Annotated in this window: 19 protein-coding genes; 8 read left to right on the plus strand and 11 right to left on the minus strand. The window is 71.8% G+C overall.

The genetic code is table 11. The features are described 5' to 3' along the window. Positions 1-168 precede the first annotated feature (168 nt). The gene (locus tag ACQCO7_RS22495) at positions 169-2,256 is read left to right on the plus strand and encodes a PhoX family protein (protein ID WP_464073540.1); all 2,088 of its coding nucleotides are present in this window, start codon (positions 169-171) and stop codon (positions 2,254-2,256) included. Here ACQCO7_RS22495 and ACQCO7_RS22500 read toward each other — a convergent pair. Continuing rightward, complete coding sequence (locus ACQCO7_RS22500; protein ID WP_464073541.1) at positions 2,253-2,741, minus strand: hypothetical protein; 489 nt, start codon at positions 2,739-2,741, stop codon at positions 2,253-2,255. The two genes, ACQCO7_RS22495 and ACQCO7_RS22500, sit on opposite strands and share 4 nt — an antisense overlap. Positions 2,742-2,852: 111 nt before the next feature. Between ACQCO7_RS22500 and ACQCO7_RS22505 the strand changes: the two genes are divergently transcribed. Next, positions 2,853-3,206: a hypothetical protein gene (locus tag ACQCO7_RS22505; RefSeq protein WP_464073542.1), complete on the plus strand. Its 354-nt coding sequence runs from the start codon at positions 2,853-2,855 to the stop codon at positions 3,204-3,206. Then, on the plus strand, positions 3,151-4,164 hold the full coding sequence (locus ACQCO7_RS22510; RefSeq protein ID WP_464073543.1) for an endonuclease/exonuclease/phosphatase family protein: 1,014 nt from the start codon (positions 3,151-3,153) through the stop codon (positions 4,162-4,164). The genes ACQCO7_RS22505 and ACQCO7_RS22510 overlap by 56 nt, the downstream gene beginning before the upstream one ends. 204 nt (positions 4,165-4,368) lie before the next feature. On the opposite strand, the gene ACQCO7_RS22515 is transcribed toward ACQCO7_RS22510, so the two are convergent. After that, positions 4,369-5,367 carry a hypothetical protein gene (locus ACQCO7_RS22515; protein WP_464073544.1) on the minus strand — a complete coding sequence of 333 codons (999 nt, stop codon included), beginning with the start codon at positions 5,365-5,367 and terminating at the stop codon, positions 4,369-4,371. A gap of 189 nt (positions 5,368-5,556) precedes the next feature. Between ACQCO7_RS22515 and ACQCO7_RS22520 the strand changes: the two genes are divergently transcribed. Then, positions 5,557-6,129 (plus strand): SH3 domain-containing protein, encoded by a 573-nt coding sequence (locus tag ACQCO7_RS22520; protein ID WP_464073545.1) that lies wholly within the window; start codon positions 5,557-5,559, stop codon positions 6,127-6,129. 110 nt (positions 6,130-6,239) lie between these two features. Here ACQCO7_RS22520 and ACQCO7_RS22525 read toward each other — a convergent pair whose 3' ends face one another. Next, on the minus strand, positions 6,240-6,662 hold the full coding sequence (locus tag ACQCO7_RS22525; RefSeq protein WP_464073546.1) for a hypothetical protein: 423 nt from the start codon (positions 6,660-6,662) through the stop codon (positions 6,240-6,242). 122 nt (positions 6,663-6,784) lie between these two features. Between ACQCO7_RS22525 and ACQCO7_RS22530 the strand changes: the two genes are divergently transcribed. The 3 genes from ACQCO7_RS22530 to ACQCO7_RS22540 all read left to right on the plus strand — a co-directional run bounded on the left by ACQCO7_RS22530 (position 6,785) and on the right by ACQCO7_RS22540 (position 10,633). Next, positions 6,785-7,936, plus strand: coding sequence for a PP2C family protein-serine/threonine phosphatase (locus ACQCO7_RS22530; protein ID WP_464073547.1), 1,152 nt, complete (start codon positions 6,785-6,787; stop codon positions 7,934-7,936). A 103-nt stretch (positions 7,937-8,039) separates the two neighbouring features. Further along, positions 8,040-9,509: a hypothetical protein gene (locus tag ACQCO7_RS22535; protein ID WP_464073548.1), complete on the plus strand. Its 1,470-nt coding sequence runs from the start codon at positions 8,040-8,042 to the stop codon at positions 9,507-9,509. A gap of 356 nt (positions 9,510-9,865) precedes the next feature. Beyond that, entirely contained in the window at positions 9,866-10,633 is a 768-nt protein-coding gene (locus tag ACQCO7_RS22540) for a mechanosensitive ion channel family protein (RefSeq protein WP_464073549.1), read from the plus strand. Positions 10,634-10,706: 73 nt separating this feature from the next. Here the strand turns inward: ACQCO7_RS22540 and ACQCO7_RS22545 are convergent, their stop codons facing one another. The 4 genes from ACQCO7_RS22545 to ACQCO7_RS22560 form a co-directional block, all read right to left on the minus strand. Next, on the minus strand, positions 10,707-11,513 hold the full coding sequence (locus ACQCO7_RS22545; protein ID WP_464073550.1) for an NPP1 family protein: 807 nt from the start codon (positions 11,511-11,513) through the stop codon (positions 10,707-10,709). A gap of 97 nt (positions 11,514-11,610) precedes the next feature. After that, on the minus strand, positions 11,611-11,919 hold the full coding sequence (locus ACQCO7_RS22550) for a DUF6401 family natural product biosynthesis protein (protein WP_464073551.1): 309 nt from the start codon (positions 11,917-11,919) through the stop codon (positions 11,611-11,613). A gap of 108 nt (positions 11,920-12,027) precedes the next feature. Further along, positions 12,028-12,174: a hypothetical protein gene (locus tag ACQCO7_RS22555; RefSeq protein ID WP_464073552.1), complete on the minus strand. Its 147-nt coding sequence runs from the start codon at positions 12,172-12,174 to the stop codon at positions 12,028-12,030. 175 nt (positions 12,175-12,349) lie between these two features. Beyond that, entirely contained in the window at positions 12,350-12,526 is a 177-nt protein-coding gene (locus ACQCO7_RS22560) for a hypothetical protein (protein WP_464073553.1), read from the minus strand. A 117-nt stretch (positions 12,527-12,643) separates the two neighbouring features. Between ACQCO7_RS22560 and ACQCO7_RS22565 the strand changes: the two genes are divergently transcribed. Continuing rightward, positions 12,644-12,811: a hypothetical protein gene (locus tag ACQCO7_RS22565; RefSeq protein ID WP_464073554.1), complete on the plus strand. Its 168-nt coding sequence runs from the start codon at positions 12,644-12,646 to the stop codon at positions 12,809-12,811. A gap of 85 nt (positions 12,812-12,896) precedes the next feature. On the opposite strand, the gene ACQCO7_RS22570 is transcribed toward ACQCO7_RS22565, so the two are convergent. The 4 genes from ACQCO7_RS22570 to ACQCO7_RS22585 all read right to left on the minus strand — a co-directional run bounded on the left by ACQCO7_RS22570 (position 12,897) and on the right by ACQCO7_RS22585 (position 17,391). Further along, positions 12,897-13,613 (minus strand): hypothetical protein, encoded by a 717-nt coding sequence (locus ACQCO7_RS22570; protein WP_464077267.1) that lies wholly within the window; start codon positions 13,611-13,613, stop codon positions 12,897-12,899. Between the two features lie 169 nt (positions 13,614-13,782). After that, positions 13,783-14,742, minus strand: coding sequence for a nucleoside hydrolase (locus ACQCO7_RS22575; protein ID WP_464073555.1), 960 nt, complete (start codon positions 14,740-14,742; stop codon positions 13,783-13,785). 158 nt (positions 14,743-14,900) lie between these two features. Beyond that, the gene (gene thrS, locus ACQCO7_RS22580) at positions 14,901-16,136 is read right to left on the minus strand and encodes a threonine--tRNA ligase (protein WP_464073556.1); all 1,236 of its coding nucleotides are present in this window, start codon (positions 16,134-16,136) and stop codon (positions 14,901-14,903) included. A gap of 268 nt (positions 16,137-16,404) precedes the next feature. Continuing rightward, positions 16,405-17,391 carry an LAETG motif-containing sortase-dependent surface protein gene (locus ACQCO7_RS22585; protein ID WP_464073557.1) on the minus strand — a complete coding sequence of 329 codons (987 nt, stop codon included), beginning with the start codon at positions 17,389-17,391 and terminating at the stop codon, positions 16,405-16,407. Between the last annotated feature and the right edge of the window lie 29 nt (positions 17,392-17,420).

Below are 17,420 nucleotides of genomic sequence, written 5' to 3' on the forward strand. Positions count from 1 at the left end.
ACATAAACCGGCCAACTCCGCATCTCCACAAGGGTGTTCACCGGAGAGCCCGACAACACCCCGCGAGTCCCCCACCCGTTCATCAGTCGTTCACTCACCAGCCCCGCTCCCGCACGGAGGCCCCCCTAGCGTCACGCTGACACCAAGGGCACGCAAGGGGAGAGCAAAGTGCGCAAGCTGCTGCCGATCATCACCACGCAGACCGGTTCCCATCCGGGCGGCCGATCCGCCATGACCTGTCGTTTCCGGTGTGGTGACGCCTGCTTCCACGAGGTGCCCAACACCAGCGACAACGCGTACGTCGGCGACGTGATCGCCGGTGCGCTCAGCCGCCGCGCGATGGTGCGGGCCGCCGCCGTGGTCACCGTCGCCGCAGCGGCGGGCGCGGCCACGGTCACGAACGCGCCGTCGGCCGACGCCTCAACCCTGGCGGCTAAACCGGTAGTACCCGGGAGCTACGGCCAACCGTCCGAGCAGGCCGCCCGGGGCCTTAGGTACGGCGCCGTCGCCCCCAACCTCACCGACGCGGTCGTCATACCCGAGGGCTACGAGCAGAACGTCGTCGTCCGCTGGGGCGAGCCCATCGTGAAGGGCGCCCCCGCGTTCGACCCGGAGAACCAGACGGCCGCCGCGCAGGCGGGCCAGTTCGGGTACAACAACGACTTCCTCGCCCTCCTCCCCCTGCCGGGCGAGTGCGACCGCCAACTCCTCGTCGCCAACCACGAGTACACCGACGAGATCCTCATGTTCCGCGGCTACGACCCGGCGAACCCGACGCGTCAGCAGGTCGAGGTCGCCTGGGCCGCGCACGGCCTCGCCGCCGTCGTCGTCCAGGAGGACCGCAGGACCGGCAAGCTCACCGCCGTACCCCGTCACCACCTCAACCGGCGCGTCACCGCGACCACCGAGTTCCGGCTGACCGGGCCCGCCGCCGGGTCCGACCTGCTGAAGACCTCCGCCGACCCGACCGGCCGCAAGGTGTACGGGACGCTGAACAACTGCTCCGGAGGTACGACACCCTGGGGTACGACACTGCACGGCGAGGAGAACTTCAACCAGTACTTCGCGAACTCCTCGCGCGCGACCGACAAGCGGTACGGCATCGGCACCGGCGCCACCGAGCGCAAGTGGGAACGCTTCGACAAGCGGTTCGACGTCGCGCAGGAGCCCAACGAGGTCCACCGGTTCGGGTACGTCGTCGAGTTCGACCCGTACGACCCCTCCTCCACGCCGCGCAAGCACACCGCGCTCGGCCGCTTCAAGCACGAGGCCGCGACCGTCCGGCTCACCGCCGACGGGCGCCCGGTGATCTACTCCGGGGACGACGAACGCTTCGACTACTTCTACAAGTTCGTCGGCAGCAAGAAGATGAAGCGGGGTTCGTCGCGGGCCGTGCGCGAGCACAACCTCTCGCTGCTCGACGAAGGCACCCTGTACGTCGCGAAGTTGACCGGTGACTCGCCCGCGATCGAGATCGACGGGACCGGAAAGCTGCCCGCCGACGGGGAGTTCGACGGCAGCGGCGAGTGGATCCCGCTCGCGACGGCGACCGCGAAGGGCGCCGTCTCGCACGTCGAGGGCATGACCGCCGAGGAGGTGTTCGTCTTCACGCGGCTCGCCGGGGACAAGGCCGGCGCGACGAAGATGGACCGGCCCGAGGACATCGAACCTTCCCCGGTCACGGGCAAGGTGTACGTCGCGCTCACCAACAACTCGAACCGCGGCGTCGGTTCGAACGCGAAGGCGGACGAAGCGAACCCGCGCAACGCCAACAAGCACGGCCACGTACTGGAGTTGACCGAGCACCGGGGCCGTCCCGAGTCGCTGAAGTTCGGCTGGTCGCTGTTCCTCGTCGCGGGCGACCCGAACGACCCGAACACCTACTTCGCCGGATTCCCCAAGTCCGCCGTCAGCCCCATCTCCTGCCCGGACAACGTCGCCTTCGACCCGCACGGCAACCTGTGGATCTCCACCGACGGCAACCAACTCGGCTCCCACGACGGCCTGTTCGGCGTCGCGACCAAGGGTCCGCGCCGGGGTGAGCTGAAGCAGTTCCTCACGGTGCCGACCGGCGCGGAGACCTGTGGCCCGCTCGTCCAGGACCGCCGCGTCCTCGTCTCCGTCCAGCACCCCGGCGAGATCGACGGCGCCTCGGTCGAGAAGCCGGCCTCCACCTGGCCCGACGGCCCCGGCAAGATCGTCCGCCCCTCGGTCGTCTCGGTCTGGCGCAAGGACGGCCGCGACATCGGCGTCTAACTGTCTTGTGCGTGACCGGCCTTGTCCCATCCGGCCGCGAACGCCCAGGTGACCCCTGTCCCCGCCGAGAACCGCAGCATCCCGGCGGGGGCGCTCTGGTGCACCGGAACCTCGTTCATGAACGGCGTCACTTTTCCCTTTTCGCACGGAACGGAGAAAGTGGCGCCACCGGGTACCACATCGATGACGAGCCGCCCCACGCCTTCGCACTCGAAGGCGACGGCGAGTGTGCCGCCCGCGCGCATGCCACCGGGGAGCGGGTACTCCGCGTTGCCGGTCCGCGCGGTCGCTCTGGCCACGGCCGTAATACCCCCCAACTCGGGTATCCCCACCACAGCCGCGTGCCCGGCAGCGGCAGGCTTCACGGCCGCCGCCGGGCTCGCCGCCGGCCGTTCCGCGGGCTGCGAGGCGCCTCCCGCGCTGCAACCGGCGAGCGTCAACGCGGCCACCGAGGCGGCCGTCCCCCATACCTTCGTCCTGGTCATGATGCGAACATTCGTTCCCTACTCCTGGCCTGGTCAAGTGGGTCTGAGCAACCTCAGAGCTAGGGAAACCGCCTCGCTCACCCCGCAGGGGTACTACTACGGTCGTCACTCATGAGTACTACGACCCCCACCACCACCCTCTGGCGTCCCACCGGTCCCGAGGAACTCGCGTTGGTCGAGGCGAGCGGGTGGACGGCGTGGCCGCCTCGGCGGGTGGAGCAGCCGATCTTCTATCCCGTACTCAATGAGGACTACGCCGTGCGGATCGCGCGGGACTGGAACGTACCCGCGTGCGGGGTGGGATACGTGACCCGGTTCGAGGTGGAGAGCGCGTTCTTGGCGCGGTATCCCGTGCGGCAGGCTGGTGGGGAGACCATTCTGGAGCTGTGGGTGCCCGCGGAGGAGCTGGATGAGTTCAACGAGCACATCGTCGGACGCATCGAGGTCGTCCGGGAGTTCCGCTGACCCGGCCGTACGGCCCTGGAGGAGGACGGTCGGCGCCTGGTGCGCGGGCCTGGTGCTGGCCGGGGTGAGCGTGGTCGTCGGCTGCCGGGTCGCGGACGTCGACGCGGTCACTCCGGTGCCCCAACTCCTCGCGTTCCTCCCGTGGTTGCTCGCCCCCGCGACCGCCTCCGCCCTCCTCTCCCTCCTTGTCCGCTGGTGGCCGGGGCTGCTCTGGTCCGCCGTCGTCCTCGGCACGCTGGCCTGGTTCCTCCAGCCGTACGGCACCGCTCGCGAACCCGGCGGCCCGGTCGCCGCCCGCCTGAAGGTGCTGACCTCCAACGCCGAGTTCGGCTGGGCCACCGACGCCCTGCTGAGGGCCGTACGCCGGGAGAGCCCCGACATCGTCTTCGTCCAGGAGTGCGAGTACGGCTGCCAGGCCACCCTGCGCCGCGAACTCACCGCCCCCTACCCGTACCGCCAGGCCATCGAGGGTGATACCTCGGTAGGGTCGGTCATCCTCAGCCGCTACCCCCTCACCCCGGCCGCGGCGATCCCCGCCGAGATGGGCATGCCGGGCGCGGTGGCCGACGTCGACGGGACCGCCGTACGCCTCCAGCTCGCCCACCCGAAACCGCCACTGCCCGGTCAAGTTGGCTTGTGGAAGCGGGAGCTGGGCCGTATCCAGGCGTGGGCCGCCCGGCAGACCGGACCCGTGATACTCGCGGGGGACTTCAACGCCTCCCAGGACCACGCAGCCTTCCGCCGCATCCTCGGCACGGGCCTCCACGACGTCGCCCGCCTCACCGGAAAGAGCCACGAGCCGAGCTGGCCCTCAAGTACTACCCCCACGTTCGGCGCCCAGATCGACCACGTCCTGCTGAGCGACGACTTCTCGGCGTCCCACGCCCGTTTCCTCGACCTGCCGGGTACGGATCACCGCGCACTGCTCGTGGACATCACCCTGCACCGGCGGGGCTGAACCGCATACGGGGGTGCCGGGCTCTGTGCGGGGGAGAGGCCGAACTCTGCGAGGGGGCCGCCTGTACGGCCGAAGTTGATCCCTGTGCGGCGACGGGTCCTCTACGGATGCCGCTGATCCCGGTCCGGCGACGAGTCCCGCGCGGACGCCGCTGCTCTTCGGCGGGATGGTGGTCCCCGGTCCTGCTCCCCCAACCTCGCGCCCTCACACCCGTGCCCGCACCACCTGCGTCACCCACGTAGCTCCCGCGACCGCCAGCCCCCCGGCCAGCAGCAGCCACGACGCCGTGCGCAAGGTCTCGGTCAACGCGTCGTACACGGCTGCCGCGGCGAGCCGGTGGGCCGGGTCGGTGAGGCCGTCGAGGGTGAGGTAGCGGGCGATCACGACCGCGAGGCCGAGCAGTGCGCCGCCGAGTGCCGTACCGAGGGCGGTCGCCGTCAGGGCCCGGCGGCGGCACACGGCGACCGTGATACCGGCCCCGCCGAACAGCACGGCCGCGACGGGCAGCCAGAACCCGGCGACGTCCAGCACGTGATACCCCCGGCGTAGGGCGTCCAGATTCTGCCGGGGCAGCAGGGTCACCGGGGCCGACGTGAACGAGGCGTGTCCGAGGGGGAGTTGACGCCCGGAAGTGGTCCCCGGCCGCACACCACCGGCCTCGCGAGCCGCCGCCCCACCGACTGCCTCCTGCGCTGGAGCTACGCCGACTGCCTCACGCCCGGGCGCTACGCCGACCGCTTCCCTCGCCGGTGCTACGTCAGCCGCCTCTAGTTCGCGTGCCCCACCGACCGCCCCCCGCCCCGTCACCCCGACAACCACCCCCCGCCCTGGTTCCTCCAACGCCCGCAGCACCGCCGCGTACGCCTCCCGGTTCCCCTCGTCCCACGCCGCGCGATACGCGGACGTCGCGGTGAACCGGTGTACCTCGTCCTCGACGACCCGCCGTGGCACGCCCGGCGCGTCCCGGGCCACGCCCTCCACGATGGTGCGCCGTACCGCCGCGTCCGTGGCCAGCGGCGCGAGCGCCCGGACGTACCGCTCCTGGTCCCGCAGGTCGTACGACGCCCAGGCCGCGAGGGCCGCGAGGGGGACGAGGAGGCAGGCGAGGGCGACGAGCGCGGCGGAGACGGCCGTACGGGTACTACGGGTATGACGGGTACTACGAGGGCTACGGGTACTACGGGTCACGCTGGTAAGGGCCACGCCTCCAGGCAAGGGGGTACCTGAGGGGTACGCCAGCGGGTTGCCGCCATGTGGGTGCGAGGCCCCGGCCTCCCCACCCCCCGTACCGGTCCTCCACCCCCTCCCCCCTCCGGTGGAGGGTTCACCCGAACGGGTGTTTCCTGGTGCTGGGGGGAAACGGGGACGTTCAGGGGAGAAGGAGGCCGAATCATGCGCAGTACTCCGGTCCTGCGGACCCTGGCCGCGGCCCTGCTCACCGGTGGCACGCTGGCCGTGGCCGCGGCGGGCACCCACGCGGCGGCAGCGCCATCGACCACGCCGGCGACCACCTCACCCGCCTTCGCGGAGGGACGCGGCGGCGGTCACGGCGGAGGCGGCGGCCCGATCTGGGGCACCGTCGTCTCGGGCACAGAACTCAACGTACGGTCGTCGCCCACCACGAACTCGGGCGTCGTCACCGCGCTCTCCCCCGGCAGCCAGGACCGCGTGCAGTGCATGGTCCAGGGGCAGAGCGTCAACGGGAACCCCTACTGGTACTGGCTCGTCGGCGCCCAGGGCTGGGCCAGCGCCGCGTTCGTGAACACCGGCGGCGCCTGGGTGCCGACCTGCTCCGACCCCTGTCCCCAGTGGAAGAACGGGAACTGGAGCAACTGGGACAACCCCTACGGCTGGAACAACTCCTACGACCCCTACGCCACCTCGTGGAGCGCCGCGGGCTCCGGCTCGTGGAGCGCCTCGGGCTCATGGAGCTGGAGTTCGGCCGGGTCCTCGGGCTGGTGGTGAGCGGATGACGTGACCGTGACAGGACCGGGCCCCGGCGGGTGGACGACCACCTCGCCGGGGCCCGGCCCTGTCGGCCTCAGGTACTACCCGGTTACGACCGGGGCGCTACCTCAGCGGACGCGATGTCCCTCCCCGTCCTCGTGGGTGTAGTACCGGTAGAAGAGGACGACGAAGACGCCCGCCGCGACCCCGAGGGACATCATCACGGAGCGCCAGATCGTCGCGCCGGTCTGGCTGTAGGCGAAGCCGAAGGCGCAGCCCGCGAAGGACGCCCACAGCACGGCGTGCACCTCGCGCTCCAGGCGCGGGGCCAGGGCGCGCACCGCGACGTACGCCGCCACGAGGGCGAAGGCGCTGACGAAGCCGAGCAGCAGGTTCCAGCCGGTGATCGGGCCGCCCGAGCGGCGGACGGCCGCCACCCAGTACCCGTACACGAGTCCTAGTACCACCGGACCCGCCCAGGCCGCGATCCGGTGGGTACGGGCGCTGAAGACGTGGTTCGCATCATGTGGTGCGGGTGCCGCGTGAGCCATCTGGAGTACTCCTCTCCGGGTATCCCCCACCCCCTGACCTCCAGAGCACACCCAGGGAGTGACGCTGGCAAGTCGGTCTCCGTGGGGATGCGGACGACAACGCCGCGTGGTTCTGTCGGCCCATGCGGCTCGGGCTCTTCGGCGTACGGGGGCGCAGGGTGACCTGGCTGGTGCCGGCGCTGCTGCTGACCGGGATCACGCTGCTGGACGTGGGGACCGACGTGCGGTTCCACATCGAGTCGTTCTGCGTGTTCGTCGTCGCGATCGCGGCGGTGCTGTGCGGGGTGCGGACGACCGCGCTGTTCGCCGTGCTGTCGCTCGCCGCGTTCGTCCTCACCGAGCTGCGCGAGCCGGACCGGTACAAGGCGGGGAGCGTCGACCTGGTGCTCGTCGCCGTCGGCGGGGGCCTGTCCGTCCTGGCGTGCGCGGCGCGGCTGCGGGCCGAGCGGCGCATGGTGCGCATGACGGACGTCGCCGACACCACCCGGCGTACGGTGCTGCGCCCGCTGCCCGCCGACTGGGGCGGGCTGCGGCACGCCGAGGTGTACCTCGCCGCCGACGCGGACGCCCGGGTGGGCGGCGACTTCTACGACATCCAGCCCGGCCCGCATGGGACCCGGGTACTGGTGGGGGACGTCCAGGGCAAGGGTCTCGCCGCCGTCGAGGCAGCGGCGGCGCTGCTCGGGACGTTCCGGGAGGCCGGGTACCACGAGGCCGACCTCGGGGTGGTGGCCGCACGGCTGGAGACGCGGATGCTGCGGCACCGGGGGCACGCGGCGGCGGTCGGGCGCGACGAGGGCGACCGGTTCGCCACCGCCGTACTTCTCGGGTATCCCCCCAAAGGAGCGGTCGGGGGTGTGGCGGTCGTCGAGGTGGTGGTGTTCGGGCACGAGCCGCCCCTGGCGGTGGGTACCGGAGGGGTACGGGTACTGGTGGGGGACGAGGCCGGGAGCGAGCTGCCGCTCGGGCTGGGGGAGCTGGAGGTATCAGGGGACCAGGGGGACCTGAGAGGTACCCCTGAGGTACTACGGGTCGAGGTCGGCGCGGAGGAGACCGTCCTCCTCGTGACGGACGGAGTGACCGAGGCACGGGACGCGCAGGGGCGGTTCTATCCCCTGCTGGAAGAGCTGACCCAGGCCCTGACCAGGGACGCAGGGCTCGCGGACCCGGACCGGCTGGTGGCGTTCGTACGGGAAGGCGCGCTGCGGCACAGCGAGGGAAGACCGGGGGACGACACGACGGTCTTCGCCGTACGGATGGTCCCCGAGGGGTGAGCGGGGGCCGGTGGGGGTACGGGGGTTTGCCCTTCCGGGGCTCCCCATCGGGGTCGTAGCGGCTACGGTGCTGACGTAAGTGATCCATCAGGGGGAGGGACCCATGCCCGGAACCGTGCTGCTGCTGGCGGCTTCGCCCGTCGGCAAGGGGCGCCTGGTGGATGCCGCGTCCGTGCTGCCGGTGCTGGCCGCGGTGCCGCCCGCCGTGCTGGCCGGCACCGACACCGCCAACGTCGTCGAACTCGCCGACCCGCTGGAGCCGCAGGCCGTCCTGACCCGGCTGCGGGCCGCCGCCGCGTCACCGGGACCGCTCACCCTCTTCGTCGCCGGCCAGCTCCAGCTCGACCGCCGCCAGCGCCTGCCGCACCTCGCACTCGCCCGCACCACCCCCGCGACCGTCCGCTACACCGGGTTCCCCTGGCACTGGTTCCGCGAGGAACTGCGCCTGCGCGCCCCGGGTACCACCACGGTCCTCCTCGACCTCCACGCCGACGCCGACACCTGGGAGTGGCTCCGCGACAACCCCCTCGGCTGCGGTCCCGACGTCGCCGTCCACGGCCGGGTCGTCCCGCCCGGCGGACGGCGGGGTACGGGGACACCGGCGTACATGAAGGCCGTGGGGACGATCCTGCGCAGCGGAGGCCGACCGGGCATCGAGCAGCTGCACGGGGCCGCGCTGGCACGAGTACGGGGTGACGGTGAGAGCGCGGATCTGGTGATCGGGCCGGGTACGGGGTGGGGGGCCGGTGCGGCTGGTACGTACGGCGCGAGTACTACGGGTATGACGGGTACGGGTACGACGGGCCCCCGAGCCCACGGCGAACCTCACCCCGCTGCCCCGGTCGTAGTACCCCCACCCCCGAAGGGCGCCCCCCGCATCCCGTCGCAGTCTCCTGCGCACCCGCTCACTCCGCCTACCTCTCAGGGGGTACCCGGGGATGCGGTCGGCTCTCGGGAGGTGCCTGGGGGTGCGGCTGGTCCTCAGGGGGTACCCGGGGATGCGGTCCGCCCTCGGGAGGTACCTGGGTATGCGGCTGGCCCTCGGGAGGCACCCCGGGGCGCGGCTGGTCCTCACGAGGTACCCGGGGGCGCGGCCAGCCCCCATGACGTACCCGGCGGCACCCCCGCCGACGACCCGCACGCCGCCATCACCGCGGCCGTGCAGGGCGGGCGGCACGGCGACGCCGACGTGCTCGCGGCCCGGCAGGAGGAGACCGCCGTGGAGACGTACGGCCCCGGCTCGGACGAGGCGCTGCACTGGGCCGAGGTGCGCGCCGACCTCGCGATGCTCGCGGGGGACGCGGAGCGCAGCTGCCGTACGTGGCTGTCGGTGGCGTCGCTCAGGCTGGCCGCCGGGCAGCCGGTGGACGCGCCCGCGGTCGAGGCGGCCGTGGACCGGGCGCACCACCAGTGGGGCCGTATCGACGCGCTGATCCCGGCGCGTGAGCTGGCTCCCGCGCTCACGGCGCTGCGTACCCGGGTCCCGGGGCGCAGGGAAGGCGCGCTGGACCACATCCGGCAGCAGCTCAGCCACCTGGAGAGCGAGGCGCGGGCGACTCCGGCGGGGCGCTGAGGGAACGGTCACCGGGCTGTTCGTGGGGCGGCACCGAGGGCCGGGTCGGGTGCCCGTGGCCCAGGGGCTGGTGCGCCTGTAGTCGCCGGGGTGCGCCCCCGTAACCCCCGCCTCCGCAGCTACCGGCCCGCCGTCCCCGTACCCCCTGAGTAGTCCCCGCGTACTCCCCACCCCCAACCGTGTTCGGACCGCCCCCGCCGGAACCGCCCCGCAGGCGTACCCCGCTACCCCCTCGGTATCACCCGGACAGCCCCACCCCACGGGCCCCCGTCACCCCGTCCTGCTATCCACGGAAGGAGGGGGGCGTTGCACCGCTGGTCCGAGCTTCGGGAAATCGAACGAAGGATGTGCCGCCCATGGCCACCACCACGCTCGCCATCAACTTCACCCAGGGACTGAACGACGCCTGGTCCAAGGTCGCGCAGTTCGTGCCGAAACTCGTCGGCTTCCTGATCATCCTCGCCATCGGCTGGTTCGTGTCGAAGATGATCGCCCGGGTCCTCGACCGCGTGCTGCGCAAGGTCGGTTCGGAGCGGCTCGCGGACCGGGCGGGGGCGGACCGGTTCCTGCGCGACTCGAAGTACGACATGACCGGGATCGTCTGCAAGATCGTCTACTACGCGCTGATGCTGATCACGCTCCAGCTCGCGCTCGGCGTCTTCGGCACCAACCCGGTCAGCACGATGATCAACAACATCGTCGGCTGGCTGCCGCGCGGCATCGTCGCGGTCGTCCTCGTGGTCGTCGCGATGGCCATCGCCAACGCGGTGCGCGCGATCGTCGGCAGCGCGCTGTCCTCGATGTCGTACGGCCGTACGCTCGCGACGGTCGTGTGGGCCTGCATCCTCGCGCTCGGCGTGATCGCCGCGCTCGGCCAGGCGGGCATCGCGACGACGGTCACCCAGCCGGTGCTGTACGCGGCGCTCGCGGCCGGCGCCGGAATTCTGATCGTCGGTGTCGGCGGCGGGCTGATCGGTCCGATGCGCCAGCGGATGGAGCGGCTCCTGACGACCGCCGAGCGCGAGACGACGCGGGCCCGCGACAGCGTCACCGCGTACCAGGCCGGCCGGCAGGACGCGATGAGCAACCAGCCGGTGCGGGAGCGCACCGACCAGGACATGTAGGCCGCGGGAGGGCCGGCTCGTACCTGAGTACTACACGGGTAGTACCGGCACGGTCCGGCCCTCGGCGCTGTGCTCAGCCGGCGCCGTACGGGTCGAAGGCGATCCCGCTCGGCTTGCCCTTGTTCAGGGTGTCGTTGAACTTGCTGTCCTGGAGGGGGAAGTTGGCGTTGCCCCAGTCGGAGTTGTTCATGATGGTCTGGAGGTTCTTCGCCGGGTCCTTGCTCGCCGGGTAGTGGTCCCAGCTCACCAGCGCCGGGTGGTCCCAGCCGCCGTCGGGCCAAGCCTCCGCCGTTTCACCGGACTTGGCGAAGCGGAAGGCGTGGGTGGAGGCGCCGTCCTTGTGGTAGACGATCTTCGCGTGGACGCCGTCCATCGGCGCCTGGTCGACGGGGATCGTGTTGAACCCGCCGTGCCGCGAGGCGGAGATGTACGACGGCTGCGCCGCGCCCTGCTTCACCCAGACCACCACGCACTCCCAGTCGTGGCGGTGGCCGAGCCCCGAGATGCCGGTCGGGTCGGCCTGGTCCTTCTCGAAGTACAGGGTGTAGATGATCCCGCACCACCCGTTGTTGCACTTGGCGCGCGCGTAGGTGTTCGCGTTGCCGAGGTGGTCCGTGCGGCAGCCGCCGCCGATCGAACCGCTCGGGTTCAGGCCGCCGTTGAGGTTCCCCCACAGGTCGATCGCCGCCGCCGGGAGGCAGCCGTCCGAGTCGTAGTCGAAGTACGGCTGGAAGGTTCTCTGGAACGACGTCGAACTCTCGGGCAGATTCGACAGGTTGGGGGCGGCCGAGGCCGTTCCGGCGGTGAGGCCGACGGCGAGGGACGTGGTGGCCGCGGCGACGAACGCGGCCTTGGCGAGACGCTTGTACTCCTGGAACACGTGCGGGTCTCCATGTGCTCGGGGGTGGTTCAGCGATGCTGAAGTGACCCTGACAGCACAGAAGTTGAGAGTACAAGCGCTTTCTGTGAACTGATCCTTACATGTTTTCCACAACCAGGTCGTGCTGGTGGATCAGCCAAGTGATCGCGGTCAGCCGGCACACCGCGTAGTCGTGGCCCACCGGTTCGCGCCAGTCGAGCTCGTCGAGGGCGTCCAGGAAACCCAGGGCGTAGTCCGCGAGGTCCTCGCGGTGCGGCGGGCGGGGGATCAGGCCCGCGTGGTTCGCCGCCAGCCGGTCGCGCAGCTCCGCGACGTGCTGGTCGACCTCGGCCACGAAACCGGGCTCGAACGCGAACTCCGCGAAGCGCGGGGCGTACGAGCTGCTGATTCGGGCCAGAGAGGACATTTCTCCACGGTAAGGGTGTAGACGGCTAATACCGGAGGGTTAGACGGCGTGATTCCCGCCACCCGGCTCACGCCGTACGCCGGCCCGGCTCCGCTCGCGGCCCGCTTCTCAGCGACCGCCCAACTCATCCGCGGTCTGTGCGGCGGGGCGCTCCTGGCCGGTCCCCGTATGCCCCGTGGTCGACGCGAGGACCAGGGCGGTCACGGCGATCAGGGCGGCGGCGAGGCCGCGGGTGATGGTGGTGGTTCGGGGCACGGAGGACCTCACAGGAGGTGGTGGCCACAGCGGGGCGGAGGCGCGCTGTACAACGTGCGTGTTCGGGGTGTCACGCCGTGTTCGGGGTGTCGACCAACCTAGGGGTGTACGGGTATGAGGGCAAGGGGGTCACGAGGGAGTTGTGCAAGCGGTTTCTGTACGAGATATGAAGGGCTTACCCGTACGGGGGTGTGCGTGCGGACGCGTTGGCAGATCGGCGCCGCCACAGCTCGCCCTCCGGGGAATCCGGGGCGGCGCGCCGGCTCGGGCACAGGCGGACGAGTACGGCGATGGCGACGGCTACGTTCACGACGGCGAAGCCGACCCACACCCCGGTCAACTCCTCGGCCACGCCCCCAGGTTGGCCTGGCTGCCGGCTCGCCCAGCCCTCGCGCTCCTCCTCTGCCCGCCCCCGGCCCTGGGGAGTTGCAGCGCCGGACGGGAAGCGGCGGCCCGTGTGGCCCAGGGCGTGGGCACGTTTTCCGCGCTGCCCGCCGGAGGCCCCGTCGAGCGGACGGTCACCGGAACGTGGGTTCCCGAAGGGGAGTTGGGCTCGGACGAGGCGTGGCCACCGGTGCCGGCGGCCGACGCCGTCGTACGGATCGCCCAGCCGAAGGACCCGTGCGAGAAGCCGTAACAGCCTTTCTCCGTACCGCTGTTCGCCGGACGGGGACTCCAACCTCGCCGGAAACACCGCCGAGTTCAGGAATCCCACGCCGCCCCTACACCTGCACCCGCCCCTGCCTGCGCACGTCCGCCAGCCGCAGCGCGCCGAGCTGTACGCCGATCTGGGTCGCCTCGTTCGCGACGTCGCCCATGCCGCCGTTCGTCAGGGTGTACGCGTCGTCGCCCGCGCGGACGGCGGCGACGTCGAGGGTGAGGGTGGAGGGCTCGCCGTCCTCGTTGTGGCTCGTGAGAGTGACATGGAGACCCTGTCGTACGTCCCCCACCTCAGGTAGGGGTGCCTCGGTCACCATGACGTCCTGGACGGCCTTCTTCGGCGAGGTCGCGGTGAAGCGGGCGCACACCTGGGGGATCGTCTTCAGCCAGGCCAGCGCGCGGTCCACCTCCGCGACGGGGCGCTGGGCGGTCACCTGGAAGCGGAGCTGCGCGTCGGTGTCGGCGTCGTCGAGACCGACGGCGGCGCGGGCGGGGGCGCCGAGCAGTTCGTCGGCGTACAGGGCGTCGAGGAAGCGGGCGCACTCCGGGGCCGTACTGGTCGCCTTCAGCACCCCGTCCCGCCAGGTCGCCGCGCCCCGGGTCGTCGTCCAGGGGGCGCCCAGGTCGGCGACGGTGAGCAGGGCGGCCCGTGCCTGCTCCTCGCTCAGCACGCCCGGCGCCTTCGGACTCGCCTGCGGGGACGGGGACTTGGCGATGGTCGGCGTGGGCTGCGGGGCGACCGCCGGATGTTCGAGACCGAGCGCCGCGCACCCCGCCATCGCCCCCGCACACACCAACGCCACGCTCACACCCAGGGCTCGACGCACCGCACCCGCCTCCTGACGCAGGGACACCTGCTCCCACGCCAGCACCCCGCCCGAGGACCGGCCACCGTGGCGGTCCGTCCGGGGGACGAGGTTCCTGCGGGTGGGTGTGCGGGGGTAGTACCTAGCCCTCCAGCGCCTCCAGGTACAGCTTCACGTACCGGTCCACGTCAACCTCCAGAGCTACGTCCACCAGTACCCCTCCGCGGCCCTGGCCGTGGACCTCCGCCTCGCCGGGGCGCGGGCGTCGGTCGACGACCGTCTGGCCCCGGGTCGGTCCGGGGGCGAGGGAGACCTCGACCGGGAGGAGCGCCGTGGTGAGGCCCCCGGGGTCGGCGACCGCGCAGACCGCGCCCGCGTCGCCGAGGCAGCCGGTGGGGCTGGGGTCGCCGCTGGTGTCGGGGTCGCGGTGGGCCAGCAGGTCACCCGTCAGACGTAGTACCGGGTCCCCGCTCGCCCGCAGCCGGGCGATGTCGTCCCCGGGGACCAGGACCTGCCGGAAGACGTCCAGCCCGTACATCGTGAGAGGGACCCCGGCGCTCAGCAGGACGGCCGCCGCCTCCGGGTCGTGCCAGACGTTGAACTCCGAGACGGGGGTGGCGTTCCCGACCTCCACCGCGCCGCCCATGAAGACGATCCGCTCGATGTTCGCGGTGACCTCGGGGTACGTCCGCAGCAGCAGCGCGATGTTGGTGAACGGGGCCGTCGGGACCAGCGTCACCTTGCGCGGCGACGCGAGGATCTCGCGCCGCAGGAGGGAGACGGCGTCCAGCTCCACAGGGGTACGGGTAGGGGGTGCGAGACCGAGGTCGCCCATGCCGTCCACGCCGTGCACGTGGTGCGCCGAGCGCGCCGGTTCGATCAGCGGGCGCTCCGCTCCCCGGGCGACGGGGATGTCCGGCGCGCCCGCCAGCTCCAGCACGGTCAGGGTGTTGCGGACGACGCCGTCCACATCCGTGTTCCCGGCGACGCAGCTCACCGCCCGCAGGTCGATCGCCGGGTGCCGGACGGCGAACAGCAGGGCCAGGGCGTCGTCGACACCGGTGTCCACGTCCATGATCACGGGGGTGGGCTGGATGGTCACGGGACCTCTTCCGGGTGGCGGTCGTGTCGGGTGGCTGTGCTGCCGAGCCTAGGCGGTGTCGATCAACCTCACAGGGCGGTTTCTCGCACACCCGGAGGCGTACCCCGCAGGTACAGCCCGGAGGCGTACCCCGCAGGTACGGCCCCGAGCGCACCCCCTCACTCCCACAGCCCGGTCCCCCGCGCCGCCACCCGCCCCCCGATCCGCCGCACCAGCTCCGCCGGCTCCACCTCCCCGACCTGCCGCCCGTCCCGCAGCCGTACGGCGGCCCGCCCGGCCGACGCCTCCCGCTCGCCGATCACCGCCTGGTACGGCACCAGCCGGGCCGCCCGGATCCTGGCCCCCAGGGTCCCCTGGTCCGGCCCGGCGTACACGACCCTGATACCTGAGGACTCCGCCTCACGTACTAGCTCCAGGGAGTGAGCCTCCTGTGCCTCGGAGACCGGGAGCACCGCGAGCTGGACCGGCGCGAGCCAGACGGGGAAGGCGCCCTTGTGCTGTTCGATCAGGTGGGCCACCGCCCGCTCGACGCTGCCGACGATGCTGCGGTGGACCATCACCGGCCGGTGCTTCGCGCCGTCGGCGCCGATGTAGGTGAGCCCGAACCGCTCGGGCTGGTGGAAGTCGATCTGCACGGTCGACAGGGTCGCCTCGCGCCCCGCGGGGTCGGTGATCTGTACGTCGATCTTCGGGCCGTAGAACGCGGCCTCGCCCTCCGCCTCCTCGTACGCGATCCCGTCAAGCGCCTTCCGCAGCAACGCGGTTGCCCTGCTCCACAGCTCGGGACCGGCGACGTACTTGCCGCCCTCGCCGGGCAGCGACAGCCGGTAGCGGGACGCCTCGATGCCGAGGTCGTCGTACGCGCGGCGGATCAGGCGCAGCGCCGACGCCGCCTCGTCCACGGCCTGGTCGAGGGTGCAGAAGACATGCGCGTCGTTCAGCTGGATCGCGCGGACCCGGGTCAGGCCGCCGAGGACGCCGGACAGCTCGGAGCGGTACATGCCACCCAACTCGGCGATTCTGAGCGGGAGTTCGCGGTAGCTGCGGGCGCGGGAGCGGTAGATCAGGGCGTGGTGGGGGCACAGGCTCGGACGCAGGACGACGTCCTCGGAGCCGAGCCGCATCGGGGGGAACATGTCGTCGCTGTAGTGGTCCCAGTGGCCCGAGATCTCGTACAGCTCCCGTTTGCCGAGGACCGGCGAGTACACGTGCCGGTATCCGGCCCCGACCTCCAACTTCCGTACGTACTCCTCCAGTTCGTGGCGTACGACCGCCCCGTCCGGGAGCCAGTACGGCAGGCCGGCGCCGATCAGGGGGTCGGTGTCGAAGAGGTCGAGTTCACGGCCGAGGCGGCGGTGGTCGTCGTACGCGGCGGCGTTCTTGTGGGGGTCCATCGGAGGGTCTCCTCGCTGGTGGAGAGGTGAGCGACCCCACGCGAAAGCCCCGGGGCACTCGCCCCGGGGCTTCGTCGATCAGCTCAGCTGTCAGCGCGCCGGGACCTGGTCCGGCGTCGTCGTGGAGGACGAACAGGCGCGCTTCATACGGTGACGCTAGCGCGCGAACGCGCCGCGTCGCCAGTGGTTTTACGGGTACTACGGGTATGACGCGGGTCACGGCACCCGAGCGCCGTAGCCCCCAGGTACTACACGGGTACTACCCCCCTCACGACTGCGCGCCCCGCCGACGCCGCGTCGCCACCACGACCGCCGCGCCGCCCGCGACGAGCGCCGCCGCACCGCCGATGAGCACGCCCGTGTTGCCGTTCGCACCGGTCTCGGCGAGGTTCCCGCCGCCGCCGTTGGGCGTGGGGGCGGCCGGGGGAGTGCTCTGGGAGGCGGAGGCGGAGGCGGAGGCGGACGGGGTGGGCGACTCGGAGGACCCGCCGTCGCCCGGCGGCGTGGACGACGGCTCCGAGGCGGACGGGGACGGCGAGGTCGAGGACGGCGGAGTCTCCGTGCCGCCGGATGGCGGGGTGGAGGCCGGGGGCTGCTCGGCGGGCGGGGTGGCCGGCGGCGTCGAGGCCGGCGGCTGCTCGGCGACGGTGCAGTCCTTCGTACCGCCGTTCCAGGCCGCGATCAGCTTGTCCTTGATGACCAGGCGGTCCGGGCCCTTCGGCAACTCACCATGTTCGAAGCCGTCGTTGGCGTCTTTCCTGCCGTCGAACTTGACCGCGCCCCGGTAGAGGTCGACCTGCGCGAAGCAGCCCGCGTTCGGGACGGCGAGGTCGAGCGTGTCCTTCTGGCCCTTCTTCACCGTGACGGTGTCGAAGTCGACGAAGACCTGCTCGCCGGAGGTGTTGAAGGTCGCGCCGTGCGCGAGGTACGAGGAGAGGGAGACCGTGCAGGTGCCGCCCGCGCCGAGCACGGTGACGTGGACCTTCCCGTCGCCGGAGGGCTTGAGGTTCTGGTCGTCGACCTTCACGGAGTCGAAGAAGGTGTTTCCGTCGAGCGAGAACTGGCAGCGGTCGGCCTCGGTCTTCTCGCCCGCGCCGGTGCCGGGCCGGTACTGGCCGCCGTTGTTCCACCCGTGCCCGCCGCCGGTGGTCGCCCACGCGCCGGACGCGGCGGCGACGGAGGCGGCGCACAGGGCGAGCGACGCGACGCCCGTCCCCAGCAGGCGGCGCGCGGTGACACTTCTCGCTATGGACATGCGTATCCCATCTCGGCGCATCGATCTGA

It is taken from the genome of Streptomyces saintjeani (assembly GCF_055409605.1).

Coding starts and splice junctions, on each gene's coding strand:
- ACQCO7_RS22550 (WP_464073551.1), bottom strand. CDS start 11,919: ATGTCCTCTCTGGCCCGAATCAGCAGCTCGTACGCCCCGCGCTTCGCG.
- ACQCO7_RS22570 (WP_464077267.1), bottom strand. CDS start 13,613: ATGGCGGGGTGCGCGGCGCTCGGTCTCGAACATCCGGCGGTCGCCCCG.
- ACQCO7_RS22510 (WP_464073543.1), top strand. CDS start 3,151: ATGAGTTCAACGAGCACATCGTCGGACGCATCGAGGTCGTCCGGGAGT.
- ACQCO7_RS22505 (WP_464073542.1), top strand. CDS start 2,853: ATGAGTACTACGACCCCCACCACCACCCTCTGGCGTCCCACCGGTCCC.
- thrS (WP_464073556.1), bottom strand. CDS start 16,136: ATGGACCCCCACAAGAACGCCGCCGCGTACGACGACCACCGCCGCCTC.
- ACQCO7_RS22540 (WP_464073549.1), top strand. CDS start 9,866: ATGGCCACCACCACGCTCGCCATCAACTTCACCCAGGGACTGAACGAC.
- ACQCO7_RS22585 (WP_464073557.1), bottom strand. CDS start 17,391: ATGTCCATAGCGAGAAGTGTCACCGCGCGCCGCCTGCTGGGGACGGGC.
- ACQCO7_RS22530 (WP_464073547.1), top strand. CDS start 6,785: ATGCGGCTCGGGCTCTTCGGCGTACGGGGGCGCAGGGTGACCTGGCTG.
- ACQCO7_RS22525 (WP_464073546.1), bottom strand. CDS start 6,662: ATGGCTCACGCGGCACCCGCACCACATGATGCGAACCACGTCTTCAGC.
- ACQCO7_RS22520 (WP_464073545.1), top strand. CDS start 5,557: ATGCGCAGTACTCCGGTCCTGCGGACCCTGGCCGCGGCCCTGCTCACC.
- ACQCO7_RS22500 (WP_464073541.1), bottom strand. CDS start 2,741: ATGACCAGGACGAAGGTATGGGGGACGGCCGCCTCGGTGGCCGCGTTG.
- ACQCO7_RS22535 (WP_464073548.1), top strand. CDS start 8,040: ATGCCCGGAACCGTGCTGCTGCTGGCGGCTTCGCCCGTCGGCAAGGGG.